The organism is Acinetobacter sp. 1294596, from assembly GCF_000582925.1.
Classification (GTDB): Bacteria; Pseudomonadota; Gammaproteobacteria; order Pseudomonadales; family Moraxellaceae; genus Acinetobacter; species Acinetobacter radioresistens.
This window is the reverse complement of sequence record NZ_JFCC01000033.1, coordinates 20,209-35,334: the sequence shown is the minus strand read 5'-3', so window position 1 is coordinate 35,334 and position 15,126 is coordinate 20,209. Positions and strand designations below refer to the sequence as shown.

Genomic DNA, 15,126 nt, shown 5'->3' with positions numbered 1-15,126 from the left:
AAGTTATAATAATCTAAGAACTGATTTGTATATTCTTTAGGAGAGCTTAAATTATCTATTAAATTATAAAAAAAAATCTCTATAATATCTTGGTCAATGTTTAACTCTGATATTAGAGCCTTATTGTACGATATATCATGAAATTGTTTAAAATCCCAAAAGTATTGATTTAACTCATAAACAATATCATCCTCAAAAAGGTCAAATTGAATCATATCATCAAAACTATCAACTTTGATTGAAAAATTATTACCCTTTTTTTCTCTTAGAAAATTTCTAATTTCAAAAGCTACGACTTCGTTATTTTCCTCAAACCATCTATACATATCTGGAAATCTTTTTTTTTGCTTTAATCATCTCACACGAATAAATAACAACTAATCTAAAAAGATTCGCTAATACTGCTTTAAACAACTCTTCTGTTTGATAATCTCTAATCACGTAATCATTCTCAACTTTTATTTACGTATATTCTTACCATAATTCCTTTGTGTTCACATCAGTCGAAATTAGAATTTTATGCAAAACAATCAACACCCTACAAGCACTATGTGTATGCTTAAATTGAAAGATGTCATCAACAAGTGCCAAATTAGCCGATCCACCATTTATGACAAGCTGGATCAAAAATCCAAGCGTTATGACCCTGACTTTCCTAAACCACGCAAGCTGGGAATGAACAGCGTTGCCTGGGTTGAAAATGAAGTTGAGCAATGGCTGAAAAACCTGCCTTACCACTAATTCTATTGGCATAACTTTCATAATTTCTTAGTTCTCAAATTCCCGTAATGACCAAAGGGCAATTTCATCATTTGCCCTTACGGGACAGCTATGACTTATGAAAGTGAATTTAGGTTTTTTAATTTAATTAATAAGCATTAATTATCTATATGAAATAAATAGTTAGGTATCTAATACAGATTAAGTAGCTCTTATACACTCAGTACTGATATCTCATTATTCTTAATAATAACTAGGTACTTAGATACCGATTATTAGCACAGATCAATTAATACCTTATTCAAGTAAATTAATCACTTAAATATAAAAAATAGATTGATTAAACAGATGGATACAACTGTCTGGGTAACCGATTCAGTATTCACCGTACTCAGTTATCCACCCAACAGTACCATCATTTTAATAGTTAAAACTTACTTAGATTAGAATCTTATGAGTAATCCCATATGGAACCACAAATTAATATTGAACAAAATTATCCGTCTAATGTATTAGAGCTCACTAGTGAACAATGCAATGGTAAATTTACTCTTAAAGAGAATCCCGTTGTTTCAAGTATGTTCAGTATGATTTTTGCCATTAATCAAATTGAACGTGAATCACTAGAGTACTTATTTAAGCTCAACAATGAAGGCTTAAGCTTAAAGACCTATGACACTTCACTTGATTTATTCTTAAAAGGAATCTATTCAATTGAACAAGTCAGTCAAAGTAACTATCACTGTGAACATAGCGTCATTTTTAAACAAGCCTATGATGCAGTGGTTGCACCTCACATTCATCCTAACGATGAAACTTTATTTTGGAATGCACTACCAAATTATAGATTCGTAGTATTAGATGAGGAGACAGGAAATCCCAAAAGCTCCCATACAACTGCTCAACTAAAAAATGAGTTGATTCGTGAGATTTTTATCCGGATAGATTCACCTATCTTTAAAGCGGCCCAGAATGCACGTGCTGAAAAAGCCAAACATCAGTACAAGCGGGCAGTCAAGTTAATACAATGCCTGAGAAAGCTTTTTAGCAAATTGTTAGTAATCCGTATTGATTTATGCTGGAAACACCTGATACAGGATAATCTCACGTTTGACGAAATGAGAGCCTATTTCGCTCAACTGTTAAAGCGCTTTCATTATGACAAAAACCTTCCCAACATTGCTGGTTATATCTGGAAGCTCGAATTCGGTCAGCATAAAGGCTACCACTATCACTGCCTGTTCTTTATGGATGGTAATAAGTTCCAGCGTGATACTCACTATGCAGAGGTCATTGGTCAGTACTGGTCACAACTGACCGGGAACAAGGGCTACTACTTTAACTGTCACCGCGACAAGATCAAGTATCGCAACCTGGCTATTGGCATGGCTCATCATGATGATCAGACCTTCTTTGACAACCTTGATCAGGTTCTATTGTACATCTGCAAGCAGGATCAGTTCCTCATTGATCAACGTCTTCTAACCCAAAAATTACGTGTATTCCAGACAAGCAAGCTTCCTCGTAAAACCGGGTCTGTGGGGCGTCCCCGCCAATTTAAATACCATGAGCTGTCACCTGTTCAAGCTACACCAAAAGAGCTTGTAACAGGTATCCATACACCGGCTAAATTTAAAGTATTAAAAGGAAATATATAATGAGCTTCGAAAAACTTGAACAAATCAATGCAACAGACTTAATAGGTGGCTCAAATAATCTGCAGCTCTTGTCTTACCTGAAGCATTTAAGTGAAACTGCTCATCAAATGAGCTTGAAGAACTCAAAACCGTTCCAGACCAAAGGAGAGGTACTCATACCTTCAGCAGCATTAATTCAACTAGACACAGCAGTAAAAACCATGTTGCAAATGGTTCAGTCAGGTTGTACGCCTTCCCTCTCCCTGCAAGCTCATCCATTTGTATTAGACAAAATGAGTAGCCTGTTATTTTTTAAAGTTTATGAAATTGTTAAACAGAGGCAATGGATAGATCTTTTAGCAATTAACCAGCATCCCGCAAAAGCCCAGATACATCTATTTTTACAGCAATTATGGAATGAAATCCGGGGATATGCTGCAAGTACTGAGGCTCAAAGTAATCTTAAAACCCGTAACAAGCTAATAACCGATCAAGCTACCAAAAATTCTAGAGTCGTTAGCCGACTACTTACTGCTCATACTAATATTCAGGTAGCGAGAGTTTCTTGTTTATTTAATATGACTGGTCATACACAGCTACTAGACATGAACAGAGATGAGAAGGTGATGACAAAGCTAAAAGGCAAGTTAATTAAAGAGCTTCTACAACTCAATCAAGGAGGGATATTATGTATTCAGTGGCGTATCCAGCAAACCCTGTTCGGTCAGTACTATTTAAATATGCTGGTTTATTATCGTGATCAACATCATTTAAATTTACCTAGTCATGAAGACCACTTTATACATGGATCTGATGACAGTACACAACCGACTGTTCAACTGGATTTAAGCAATACTCTTATACATTACGCTCGAATTGAAAGAGATAATTTTCAGGGAATAAATCTGGCGCAATGGAAAGTAATTTTTAAAGTGATGCTCTATCCTTTGAAGTATTATTATTATCATTCCAAAATCATATCACCCAAGTTTGAATACATCATTTACTGATGGCATTTTAATCAATTCTTTAAAAGCCCAATAATTATTTATTGGGCTTTTTTTATTGAAAAAGTAGTTTTATAAGACTGCAATAAATTAAAACTGAAACGCTTCATTTTCCTATTACATCCTAAATATACCTATTTGAGTTAAACACATCCAAAATTTTATGTGGGGTAGTTTGAGGGGTAAGCTACAGGTAAAAAAATAAGCCCTTGTAGATACAAGGGCTTATAAAAATATTTGGCGGAAGCGGTGAGATTCGAACTCACGGAGGGCGTGAACCCTCGTCGGTTTTCAAGACCGGTGCATTAAACCACTCTGCCACGCTTCCAACGAGCGTTATCATATAAACTATTCGTAAAATTGGCAAATCATTTTGTAGATTTAATTGGACAAGTGTTCAAAATAGAACCAGATATTATAAATTTCATGGTTTTTCATAACGAATTGCATTGATATACCACTGCTTCTTTCCTGAAGGGGTCATCACTTCAATCTCATCATTCACCTGTTTTGAAAGTAATGCCCTAGCCATAGGTGAATCAATTGAAATATGTTGAGGATGATGATCATAAATCTCATCTACCCCGACAATTCGTAAAGTTTTCTGTTCACCATATTCATTTTCAATATCTACCCAGGCACCAAAGTAAACGCGCCCGTCCTGTTCAGGTGAATGGTCAACAATTCTCAGCTCTTCCAGCCGTTTTCCTAAATATCTTACCCGACGATCAATCTTGCGTAAGAGCTGCTTATTATATTGATAATCGGCATTTTCACTACGATCGCCCAGACTGGCAGCCCAGTTAACTTTCTTGGTTATTTCTGGACGTTCTTCGTGCCAGAGCTGTTGTAATTCAGCCACCAACCGGTCATGGCCGGCTCGAGTAATTAAGTTAGATTTCATTATGAATATTCAGTTTAAACACGTATTCAATTTATATAATTATCTATTATGCCATATAGTTTCAACACATTGTCATAATATTAATTTAAAATTTATTAATATCAATTATTTATATAAGCATCACTCATCTATTTTTGATCAAAATTTGACATAATAAAATTTGCACTTTATTATCCGTTCACTTTTTAGTATTTATGTTATTTTTATCTATGTAGTTAAACTACACAGTTTTATTCCATCCCTGTCATTTTAAATGACTTCATGACTGCCCATCCTCTTATTGAATTTATCAACTTATAAAAGTTGCAGACCCGTTTTTGTCTGCCTTTTAGGGCATAAGTTACTTTAGCGGAGACACCATGCACAGTAGTTCAACTTCTGGGTCAAGGCTTAGCCTTAACTCTTTATTTTCTACTCTCCCTGTTCGATTACTTGTATTAAGCACAGCTCTTGTACCTTGGCATAATATTAATGCAAGTAAAGCTTCACAATATAATTCCGTTGTGAATACCAATACGTTAACTGTGGTCACGGTAGAAAGCCCGACGACCTTATTTAAAGATGGCAAGATTATGTATGGCTTCGGCTATGATCTTGTCCGTAACTATGCTCAAAACTTGAATGTCAGGCTCGAACTAAAGACAGTGGCAGACAACGCAACAGCTTTAAAATGGGTCGCCCAAGGCAAAGCCAATATGGCAATGACTACGGCTGACTTTAATACTATTGAAAAGCACCAGCTGACGTCTTTCTCTGCAAGCTGTGGAGATACAACCAGCCTAGTTAAAAATGGTTTAAACCCAGCATTGAACTGGGTATTCAAACAGGCCGAAGAACCGCTAGCTGCTACTGCAAGTGGCTATATCTGCCAAGGTAAACAAAATGGGGCCATTCGTCAGTTGGCTTCTTTTTACAACCGTAATGTAGTACAGCCTGATGCCTGGAAAACTATTCAGCGTGATTTGTCAAAACGTATGCCGATTTATAAAGCGAGTTTTCAGCAAAGTGCTGAACGTTATGACCTGGACTGGCACCTGCTGGCTGCAATTGGCTATCAGGAATCTTATCTAAAGCCCAATTCAGTTTCACCTACAGGCGTACGTGGCCTGATGATGCTCACCAGTAGTACAGCTAAAGCTATGGGAGTACAGAACCGTACAGATCCCCATCAGAGTATTCAAGGCGGGGCCAAGTACTATGATTTAATGCTCGACAAGTTTTCTGACGTTCCTTATCCGGACCGTAATTGGTACGCCTTGGTAGCTTATAATATGGGTCCTGGTGCTGTTGGCCAGATTCAAAAACGTATTGAAATCCAAGGTCGTAATCCAAATAATTGGGTAAATCTTTATGATTATCTGGAACGCCATCAGACCAGTAATGGTCGTTATCGTCAGGCTGTGCAGTATGTTACCCGTATTCGAGCCTATCTTGAACATATCAAGAAGTCCGATCTGGTCACAATTTAGACAAAAGCGTTATATGTAATATAGAATGTAGTACAAACAATTTAATTTATAAAAAAAGCTTACCTTCACGGTAAGCTTTTTTTGCTCTTAAGCTTCTTTTTTTCAAGAAGTTTGCGCAAGGATATTCTTAAACAGGTCTTTCTGCTCTTGGCTTGGCTTTACAGTCTGTAATGCCATCAATTGTGACATATCGCCTTGCACCTTGATTTTGCCTGTCATAAATGCTTGCATCGCAGCTGCCATATCAAATTCAAGGAAGACTTTACGCAGGGTTTCGCCATCCATATTCAAAGTAGTTTTAGCATTTGAAGACAGACCTTTCTGGATTTTTCCACCATCTAATGAAAGTTCAGTCGTATTATTGTCTGCATTTACAACTACAAGATTAATTGCCAGATTAGCCAAGGCTGGTGGCAGGTTCAAATCACCTGCTTCAGCAGTTAATTTATCAACAGTTGCAAACCAATCATCAGTGAGTAACGCAGGCATAATTTTTCCTCAAGTATATTTTTCAATTTATAGAGCTGCCTTTCCAGACAGCATATTCATGAAGCTGTGAGCTTTTATTTTGTTATAGCATGTAATGAGGCAATTAGAACAATTTTTTTGTACTGATCATTCAGTTTTTGATGTTTTTATGTATTACTGAATTAAATAGGCACCTTAACTGGGCAAGATGCCTAATATTTGGTTTTATTCAGCAGCAAAACTCAAATTAACTACATCCAGACGATTAGTTTTTTCCGGTTCTTTGAAGTCATACTCACGTTGCGAATCAAGTATCTCAAAATCGAACAGTTCACGGTCAGCCAGCTGAGATGGTGATACGTTCTGCAAAGCGCCGAAAATACTGTGCAGACGTTTCGGATGGGCTTTATCCCAATCACGCAACATATCATTAATGATTGCGCGCTGCAGATTTTCCTGAGACCCACAGAGATTACATGGAATAATTGGGAACTGGCGCAGCTCCGCATATTTTATAATGTCTTTCTCTTCCACATAAGCCAGTGGACGAATCAGAATATTCTTTTTGTCTGATGACAGCAGTTTTGGTGGCATGGCTTTTAGACTGCCACCATGAAACAGGTTTAAAAAGAAGGTTGCCAGAATGTCATCACGGTGATGTCCAAGAGCAACTTTGGTTGCGCCGATTTCCTGGGCAAAACCGTATAGGGATCCACGGCGTAAACGCGAGCACACAGCACAGTATGTTTTACCTTCCGGTGTCAAGCGTTTGGTAAAGGTATAGGTGTCTTTTTCCAGAATGTAATATGGAATATTGTTTTCTTCCATATAACGCGGCAAGACATCCTCCGGAAAGCCAGGCTGCTTCTGGTCTAGGTTGACAGCAACTACATCAAAGTTAATTGGTGCAATACGCTTGAACTGTAGCAAAATGTCCAGCAAGGTATAACTGTCTTTACCACCCGATACGCACACCATTACCTTGTCGCCATCTTCAATCATCTTGAAGTCACAATAGCATGGCCAACTTGGCGACGCAGCTTTTTAAGCAGACGATAATAGGCTGAACTGGTTGGCAGTTCTGGCTTGAAATTAAATCCCTGGTTGGACTCAACTGGCGAGTACATAGAACAGAATTACCCATAAAAGAAATACCGCGCGATTTTAGCCGATCTCCCTCCGATTCGCATCACCGAATTACAATTAATGTGGAACACCACTGGTCAGAAAAAAATAAGCCTTTGTATAAAAAATAGACGCTCGCGTTCAAAATTGTATCAAAATGCTTATATTTTGGACTTTTCCACAGTTTTCCACAAAACCTGTGGATAAAATTGTGGATTTCTCTAGGCTTGACAGGGGGTGTAATCGGCCTATTAAGGGTTTTATTTAAATTGATCATTTTTTGATCAATTAATATTTATTAATAATTACAATTACTTATATATGTCAAGCTATACTTTTTAAAAAAATTTTTTTATTTATTTGGTTATTTTCAAAACAAATAGTCTTGCTTTTTTTTCAATTTTTTTTGTTAAAGAAACTCAAGTTTTTGGTTTCCATTGTAGAGTTTTTTGTTAAACTCAGACTGAATTTTGAGCTCCAAGTTGCTTACAGATTACTATGAAAACTTACTTTGATATTTCACGCTTGGGTATCTGGGGATGTGCCGTACTTGTACTGACTTCAAGCTATAGTAGTGCAGGTCAAATGTATGTCTATAAAGACCAAAGTGGCAGCACCCTCCTGACTAACCGTAAAATGAATGACAGTTCATTAAAGAAAGTTAAAGTTACTTATTATCCTGAGAGTAATATTCACAGTTATAGTAACTGGGGAAAGTCAGAAGCGGCGGTATTGCCAAGCTATAGCAAAAATCGTGATGCTTTTGATCATATAATCAAACAGGCGGCTCAGCAGCATGGTGTCAGTGAAGGTCTGATTAAAGCAGTTATGCACACTGAATCAGGCTTTAATGTAAATGCCCGCTCTCCTGTAGGTGCACAGGGCTTGATGCAATTAATGCCTGCAACAGCACGGCGCTTTAATGTCTCAAATGCATATGATCCTTATCAGAATATTCTAGGAGGAGCCAAATATTTAAGCTGGCTCCTGAAACGTTTTAAAGGCAACACGCATCTTGCTCTTGCAGCCTATAATGCAGGAGAAGGTAATGTTGCTAAATACGGTGGTATTCCCCCATTCCGTGAAACCCAGGATTATGTTCGTCGAGTCACCAGTCGTTATAGCAACCTTTACTCGGGCGGAGCTCTAAACCTTACTGCCAGTAATAATCCGGAAAACGGGTTGCTGGTTCAGGAAACAGTGAATTCTGCTGCAAATACTCAAGCTGCAGGCCGGAGCTATGCACCCCGGCAAATTATTACGCTGGCAGATGGCTCCTATACAGATGCACCAGGCACTTATGTCAGCTCTAACGCTACCGCCTCAGCACGTATTCATATTTCTAACTGATCTTTTGATTCATTTTTTCTATATATATTTTTCAAGTTTTTCTTGAATTTTAACGAGCATCACCGCATATTAGTTTTACGATTTATATTTCAAAATCGATTTATTTTTTCTATCAAAAGAGGATTATCTCAATGATGCGGATTGGTTTGTTCTTGCTAACCAACCTCGCGGTACTGGTAGTAGCTGGCATTATTTTGTCGCTCTTCGGAGTCGGAAGTTATCATGGTGCGGGTGGCCTTAATCTGGGCAACCTTTTAGTCATCTGTTTTGTATTTGGTATGGTGGGTTCTCTCATCTCCCTCTTTATGTCCAAATGGATGGCTAAAAAGGCGACCGGTACACAAATTATTGACCCTAATGCTCCTCAAAATCAGGCAGAAGCCTGGTTATTGCAGACCGTTGCTGAATTATCACAGCGTTCTGGCATTCAAATGCCAGAAGTGGGCATTTTTCCGTCTTATCAGTCTAATGCATTCGCAACAGGCTGGAACAAAAATGATGCACTGGTCTCGGTCTCTACCGGTTTGCTTGAACGTATGAATAAGGATGAACTGCGTGCAGTACTGGCGCATGAAATCGGCCACGTCGCTAATGGCGATATGGTTACACTTGCCCTGATTCAAGGGGTAGTGAATGCTTTTGTCATGTTCTTTGCCCGTGTAGTAGGCGACTTCATTGACCGTAACGTATTTGGCCGTGAAGATGGTGAAGCACCTGGGCTGGCTTACTTTGCAATTACGATTGTACTGGATATTGTATTTGGTATTCTTGCCTCTGCAATTGTCATGTGGTTCTCACGTTACCGTGAATATCGGGCCGATGAAGCGGGTGCACAGCTTGCCGGAAAACAGGCTATGATTTCTGCCCTGTTACGTCTACAGGCAGAGTCTGACATGCCAGATCAGATGCCTAAAGAAATGAAAGCCTTTGCAATCTCTTCTGGTAAAGAAGGTGGTTTTAGTCTGGCTGCTCTGTTTATGACACACCCGACTATTGAAGACCGGGTAGCTGCTTTACAGCGTCTCAACTGTCCATAAGTTTTTCTGTTGATTCATCCAGATTCAAAAAAGCCTCCTGCGTGGAGGCTTTTTTACATTTAACCTTTTAAGCTAATGCAGTGTATATTTTAAAAATACTGCTGTGCCAGCCTGATAGCAAACCACAAACCGGCTGCAAATAGAATCAGGAACAGAACTCCGACCAAGTCAGGTATATGTAGCCATAACCAGGCCACCACTGGCTGGCGCCAGAAAGTAGAATGTTGCTGTTTACGTTCTAACTTCTCATGCAGATAGGGATGCCTTAAATGAATATCTGTAGTCATCTGATATTCTGTGCGGATATGTTCATGCACAATATCAAGTGCCTTGCGGCTCGGCCGGATAAATATATCAAATACCGTACCGATTACAGGCACAAAACCGACCACTGCATCCAGGGCAGCCATTTTAATAACTGGCCGCAATTTATGGGAAGGCACGCCAATCTGGCGCCCTTTGTAAACTGCATAACAAGTCAGGGCAAAGCCTGCCAGATCTCCTGCAATTGGTACCGTGCTCAAGGCTGCATCCGCACCGATTCCCTGCTTGGTAAAAGGAATACGAACTAAAGAGTCCATGATATTGGCAAACTTGGCCAGATCACGCTCCAGACGGATCACTTCTTGCTGAGTAAGTTTTTTTTGTTTTTCAAGCCCGGGCATTACCAATTCCAGTCATTAGAGAGTCATCAGCATAAAACAGATTAAAACACGAGATGTATTAATCTGTGTACTAAAACAATAATTTGGATGCTACAAATAAGTAGATAATCACGCCTGTAGCATCACAGATTGAGGTAACTAAAGGTGCTGAAGCACTGGCAGGGTCCAGTTTCAACTTATTTAAAATAAAAGGCAAGCTCATACCCGTCAGACAACCCATGAGTACAATCCCTACCATGCTAATTGCCAGTACAATCGCGACCATGAAATCACCGCGAATATAACCTAGCATGGATACGGCACAAGCCATGGTTACGCCTAAACAAAGTGCCACCACAGTTTCACGGCCGAGCAAGCTGAACCAGTCTTTAAACTGTACATCTCCGGTCGCCAAGGCACGCACCATGAGAGTAGCAGACTGCGATCCGGCATTTCCCCCACTGCCCACCAGTAAAGGGAGAAAGAATACCAATACAATGTGAGTTGAAATAATCTCTTCAAAATGTGCAATTCCAATTCCCGACAGTAAACTGCCAAAGACCAGAATAACCAGCCAAAATACCCTTTTTTGGTATAAGGTTATGATGGGAGCAGTTTTCAGGCTGAGCTCAGCTAACGGACTGACTGCACCGGATTTTAAAATATCTTCGGTAGTTTCTGCCTCTACAATATCCATCACATCATCATAAGTGATAATGCCCAGCATTCTTTCCTGCTCATCCACTACAGGTAGAGCGATTAAATCATAGTAAGCCAGAGTTTTAGCAACGACTTCCTGATCATCATAGGTATAGACATAAATCACATCCCTTTCCATTACCTCTGCAATTGTAGCTTCGGGCCTGGCCTGAATAATCTGGCGTAGAGAGATGACACCTATCAGCTGATTCTGCTCATTTACAATATAAACCAGATAAAGGGTTTCCCGTGTTGCGGCGATTATACGCAGCGCCTGGATGGCTTCATCCATGCATAAGTCTTGGTGTAAGGTAACAAAGCTGGAACTCATCATCGCACCAGCTGTACCTTCAGGATAAAGCGCCAGTTTTCTTAAGGTATTTTGAGACTCCTCAGATAGCAGTGTTATAAGCTGTTGTTGTAATTCTGGTGACAGTTTTTTATAAATATCGACAAAGTCATCAGAATACATATTATCAAGAATAGGGATGAGATCAGGAACAGGTATAAATTCAGCCAAAACAGCTTGCTGGCTGAGCGGCAAATATGCAAACACCTCACTTGGCTCATCCAGTTTCTGTAGGATCTTGACCTGTTCTGTAGGGGTCAATCCTTTTAATACACTAGCCTGATCAGCAATATTTAATTCATTTAAAAGGCCAATAGCCGTATTGAACTTTTCAGAACGGAGCTGTTGGTGAACATATTGTATTTTCTCTGCAATCTGCGGCATGCCTGTCTCATGATAATTTATTGATTAAATAAAAATTTATTTTTGATCAGGGGGATTAAACTACTTCTATCATGCTCTGGAGAGTTTTCACTATAATTTTGCAATACGCCTACATTTATCGAATAAAGTCATAAACTGAGGGCGGTCTTTAAAGTAAAAAAACCTGATCTCGTCAGGTTTTTCGAAAGACAAATCAAGATAAATCAACTAACCAAGGTGCTGTTTTCTTGTCATCAGATTCCGGACCAAAACATACATGAATGGAATGAATATCACTACCAAGACCGTTCCAAATATGACTCCACCTAGAACACTGGTACCAATTTCCTGACGGCTGGCAGCTCCTGCACCGGAGGCAAACACTAGCGGCACTACACCGGCACCAAAAGCCAGAGAAGTCATCAAAATCGGTCTCAAGCGCAAGCTGGCGCCTTCCAGAGCTGCTGCTACTGCATCTTTGCCACGTTGCTGGGCCAGTGCAGCGAATTCAATAATAAGAATGGCATTTTTGCATGACAGACCAATTGTTGTCAGCAATGCAATCTGAAAGTAAATATCATTAGGAAAGCCAGCTAGATAACTGAACAGGATATTCCCACCAATACCAAGTGGTATTGCTGCCATAACCGCTGTCGGTATGCTCCAGCTTTCATAAAGGGCAGCGAGGCACAGAAAAATAAAGCCAATCGACACCAGATATAACCAGATTGCCTGATTACTGGACTGCTGTTCCTGAAAAGATAAACCGCTCCAGGCTAAGTCAATGTCAGGAAATTGATCAATCAGGGCCTGGACATCCTGCATCGCTTCACCGGTACTAAAACCAGATCCTGCATCTGCTTCCATTTGTAATGCAGTATAGCCCATGAAACGGTTAACTACTTCTGGCCCGCCAGTCCATTCAAAACTGGCAAATGTAGAAAATGGAACCATTTGACCAAGATCATTACGGACAGACCAGAAATATAAATCTTCAGGTTGTGCCCGATAAGCTGCATCACCTTGCATAATGACCCGCTTAATCCGTCCCCGGTCAATAAAATCATTAATATAACTACCACCCCAAGCAGCCGCCAGAGTACTGTTAATCGCAGGCTGACTTAAGCCTGCTGCCATTGCCTGTTTCTGGTTAATATTGACCTTCAACTCAGCCTTGTCCGGATTAGCTTTTTTGTCCAGATTTTGAAAACTGTCATATCGATTAGTTTTGGTCTGTAATGACTTAAACTGCTGTTCTAGATAAGTCCGGCCTTGGCCGTTAATATCGCGAATCCAGAATTCCAATCCATCTGTCTGCCCGAGACCACGAACAGCTCCCGGCATATTGACCATGATTCTGGCATCAGGATTATTACTGAAATACTTTGTAGCACGCTCACGAATTGCCTGCGCAGAATTTTCCTGCCCCGGACGATCATCCCAGTGCTTGAGCGCAATGAAACCCTGTCCAAGATTTTGACCTGTACCAGAAAAGTTACGGCCATAGCGGATAAGTACCAGTTCAACATTTTCTTGTTCTTCACTCAGGAAATAACGCTGAATCTCTTCTCCTACTTGCTGGCTTTTAGCCATTGGAGCGCCATTTTGCAAGCTAAACTGGATATTAAGCGTGCCCTGATCTTCACTTGGAATAAAACTGCTAGGTAGTGCACGATAAAATAGCGCAAATACAGCAATCAAGGCTATAAATACGACTGAATAAATCATTTTGTGCTGCATGGAACTCTGGATCACTTTGAGATAATACTGTCTAAGTCGCTCCAGTTTTTTATTGAACCCATTAGCCCAGCGAGCATGTTGCTGCTTGGGTTTTAAAATCAATGCACATAAAGCAGGAGTCAAAATCAAGGCGACTAGCAATGACAATGCCATTGCTGCCACCAAGGTAATTGAAAACTGCCGGTAGATGACACCAGTTGAGCCACTAAAAAATGCCATCGGAATAAAGACAGCAGTGAGAACCAGCGTAATACCCACTAGTGCACCGCTAATTTCCTGCATTGACTCTAAGGCAGCCTGTTTTGGGCTGAATTGCCTCTCTTCGATCAACCGCTCGACATTTTCAACCACAACAATCGCATCATCTACCAGCAGGCCAATCGCCAGTACCAGAGCAAATAGAGTCAATGTATTTACACTTAAATCTAATACGTACAGTATGGCAAAGGTTCCTAAAATTACTACAGGTACAGTAATGGTAGGAATTAAGGTTGCACGCCAGCTTTGTAAAAACAGGAACATCACCAAAATTACAAGAATCACTGCTTCAATCAGAGTTGTAACTACCTCTTTAATTGACTCTTGAACAAAAGGTGTATTATCACGTGGATAAACAATTTTATAACCGGCTGGTAGCTTCTCGGTAAGACGGTCTATGGTCTGTTTAATCAAGGCGGAAGTCTGCAAAGCATTTGCGCCTGTAGCCAGTGAAATGCCCAGACCTGCTGATGGATAACCATTAATGGTATTAAATGACTGGTAGTTCTCTGCCCCAAGTTCAATTCGGGCAATATCTTTTAAATATACAAAACCGGCATTAGCAGAAGATTTAATAATAATATTTTCAAACTCTTCAACCGTTTTTAAACGTGAACCCGAGCTGACTTTAGCATTCAGATACTGTTCACTGGCTGTAGGCAAGTCTCCAATACCCCCTGCTGCCACCTGAGTATTTTGTGCTTCTACAGCTGCACGAATATCACTTGGCATTAAATTATATTGTTTTAAACGATCTGGATCTAGCCAGATCCGCATTGCATATTGCGAGCCAAAAACATCGACTTCACCAACTCCTTCAATCCTGGAAATTTCCTGTTCCAGATGGGTCATCATATAATCAGATAATTCGATATTATTACTTTTGCCAGTCTGGTCATAAAGGCCTATGACCATATGCGTATCGCCTAGTGATTTCCATACATTAACACCTTGCCGCTGTACATCCTCCGGCAGACGGCTGAGTACGCCATTAATACTATTTTGTACCTGAACTTGGGCCGTATCTGGGTCTGTACCATTCTCAAAACTAATACTGATCCGGCTACGTCCCGATGAATCACTGCTGGAGCTAAAATATAAAAGATGATCAATGCCTTTAATTTGCTGTTCAAGCAGCTGCGTTACACTCTCTTCTACGGTTTCTGCAGAAGCGCCATTATATGTAGCCGCTACTGCAATCTGCGGTGGAGCAATATCCGGATAGCGTTCTACAGGCAGGTTTATGACAGAGAAAATACCAAATGCCATTACAATAATGGCCAGTACTCCTGCAAAGATGGGACGTTCAATGAAATATTTCGACAACATAAATGTTCAGGCCACCTGCTCGGCTAG

The 15,126-nt window shown here is 39.9% G+C and carries 10 protein-coding genes, 1 tRNA gene and 3 pseudogenes; 6 read left to right on the top strand and 8 right to left on the bottom strand.

The genetic code is table 11. The annotated features are described in order from the left end of the window. Positions 1–326 (bottom strand): annotated as a pseudogene (locus J502_RS11505) (hypothetical protein); the annotation flags it as partial. A gap of 229 nt (positions 327–555) precedes the next feature. Here J502_RS11505 and J502_RS16665 point away from each other — a divergent pair. From J502_RS16665 to J502_RS11490, 3 genes are all read left to right on the top strand, one after another. Next, positions 556–741: an AlpA family phage regulatory protein gene (locus tag J502_RS16665; protein ID WP_005404905.1), complete on the top strand. Its 186-nt coding sequence runs from the start codon at positions 556–558 to the stop codon at positions 739–741. 446 nt (positions 742–1,187) lie between these two features. Beyond that, positions 1,188–2,378, top strand: coding sequence for a YagK/YfjJ domain-containing protein (locus tag J502_RS11495; protein WP_005015590.1), 1,191 nt, complete (start codon positions 1,188–1,190; stop codon positions 2,376–2,378). Further along, positions 2,378–3,367, top strand: coding sequence for a hypothetical protein (locus tag J502_RS11490; protein ID WP_005015592.1), 990 nt, complete (start codon positions 2,378–2,380; stop codon positions 3,365–3,367). Before J502_RS11495 ends, J502_RS11490 begins: the two co-directional genes overlap by 1 nt. 235 nt (positions 3,368–3,602) lie before the next feature. On the opposite strand, the gene J502_RS11485 is transcribed toward J502_RS11490, so the two are convergent. Together J502_RS11485 and greB are read right to left on the bottom strand one after the other, a co-directional pair. Continuing rightward, a tRNA-Ser gene (locus J502_RS11485) sits at positions 3,603–3,692 on the bottom strand. A 96-nt stretch (positions 3,693–3,788) separates the two neighbouring features. Continuing rightward, positions 3,789–4,268: a transcription elongation factor GreB gene (gene greB, locus J502_RS11480; protein ID WP_005015597.1), complete on the bottom strand. Its 480-nt coding sequence runs from the start codon at positions 4,266–4,268 to the stop codon at positions 3,789–3,791. A gap of 359 nt (positions 4,269–4,627) precedes the next feature. Here greB and J502_RS11475 point away from each other — a divergent pair, with 359 nt between their 5' ends. Beyond that, positions 4,628–5,737, top strand: coding sequence for a transglycosylase SLT domain-containing protein (locus tag J502_RS11475; protein ID WP_005015599.1), 1,110 nt, complete (start codon positions 4,628–4,630; stop codon positions 5,735–5,737). Between the two features lie 102 nt (positions 5,738–5,839). On the opposite strand, the gene J502_RS11470 is transcribed toward J502_RS11475, so the two are convergent. Continuing rightward, complete coding sequence (locus J502_RS11470) at positions 5,840–6,226, bottom strand: SCP2 sterol-binding domain-containing protein (RefSeq protein WP_005015601.1); 387 nt, start codon at positions 6,224–6,226, stop codon at positions 5,840–5,842. Between the two features lie 204 nt (positions 6,227–6,430). Beyond that, positions 6,431–7,332: pseudogene (ttcA, locus tag J502_RS11465) on the bottom strand (tRNA 2-thiocytidine(32) synthetase TtcA). A 568-nt stretch (positions 7,333–7,900) separates the two neighbouring features. Here ttcA and J502_RS11460 point away from each other — a divergent pair. Both J502_RS11460 and htpX read left to right on the top strand, forming a co-directional pair. Further along, a pseudogene (locus J502_RS11460) lies at positions 7,901–8,474 on the top strand (lytic transglycosylase domain-containing protein); the annotation flags it as partial. A 337-nt stretch (positions 8,475–8,811) separates the two neighbouring features. Beyond that, positions 8,812–9,717: a protease HtpX gene (htpX, locus tag J502_RS11455; protein WP_005015604.1), complete on the top strand. Its 906-nt coding sequence runs from the start codon at positions 8,812–8,814 to the stop codon at positions 9,715–9,717. 89 nt (positions 9,718–9,806) lie between these two features. On the opposite strand, the gene J502_RS11450 is transcribed toward htpX, so the two are convergent. The 3 genes from J502_RS11450 to J502_RS11440 form a co-directional block, all read right to left on the bottom strand. Then, positions 9,807–10,382 carry a DUF4112 domain-containing protein gene (locus tag J502_RS11450; protein ID WP_005015606.1) on the bottom strand — a complete coding sequence of 192 codons (576 nt, stop codon included), beginning with the start codon at positions 10,380–10,382 and terminating at the stop codon, positions 9,807–9,809. Between the two features lie 70 nt (positions 10,383–10,452). Beyond that, a complete protein-coding gene (mgtE, locus tag J502_RS11445; protein ID WP_005406148.1) occupies positions 10,453–11,793 on the bottom strand; it encodes a magnesium transporter in 1,341 nt (446 codons plus the stop codon). Positions 11,794–12,000: 207 nt separating this feature from the next. Continuing rightward, positions 12,001–15,099 carry a multidrug efflux RND transporter permease subunit gene (locus J502_RS11440; RefSeq protein WP_034684179.1) on the bottom strand — a complete coding sequence of 1,033 codons (3,099 nt, stop codon included), beginning with the start codon at positions 15,097–15,099 and terminating at the stop codon, positions 12,001–12,003. Positions 15,100–15,126 lie beyond the last annotated feature (27 nt).

Bases quoted from the DNA above. Each gene is read 5' to 3' on its own strand.
- J502_RS16665 (WP_005404905.1), top strand. From the start codon at position 556: ATGCTTAAATTGAAAGATGTCATCAACAAGTGCCAAATTAGCCGATCC.
- J502_RS11495 (WP_005015590.1), top strand. From the start codon at position 1,188: ATGGAACCACAAATTAATATTGAACAAAATTATCCGTCTAATGTATTA.
- J502_RS11490 (WP_005015592.1), top strand. From the start codon at position 2,378: ATGAGCTTCGAAAAACTTGAACAAATCAATGCAACAGACTTAATAGGT.
- greB (WP_005015597.1), bottom strand. From the start codon at position 4,268: ATGAAATCTAACTTAATTACTCGAGCCGGCCATGACCGGTTGGTGGCT.
- J502_RS11475 (WP_005015599.1), top strand. From the start codon at position 4,628: ATGCACAGTAGTTCAACTTCTGGGTCAAGGCTTAGCCTTAACTCTTTA.
- J502_RS11470 (WP_005015601.1), bottom strand. From the start codon at position 6,226: ATGCCTGCGTTACTCACTGATGATTGGTTTGCAACTGTTGATAAATTA.
- htpX (WP_005015604.1), top strand. From the start codon at position 8,812: ATGATGCGGATTGGTTTGTTCTTGCTAACCAACCTCGCGGTACTGGTA.
- J502_RS11450 (WP_005015606.1), bottom strand. From the start codon at position 10,382: ATGCCCGGGCTTGAAAAACAAAAAAAACTTACTCAGCAAGAAGTGATC.
- mgtE (WP_005406148.1), bottom strand. From the start codon at position 11,793: ATGCCGCAGATTGCAGAGAAAATACAATATGTTCACCAACAGCTCCGT.
- J502_RS11440 (WP_034684179.1), bottom strand. From the start codon at position 15,099: ATGTTGTCGAAATATTTCATTGAACGTCCCATCTTTGCAGGAGTACTG.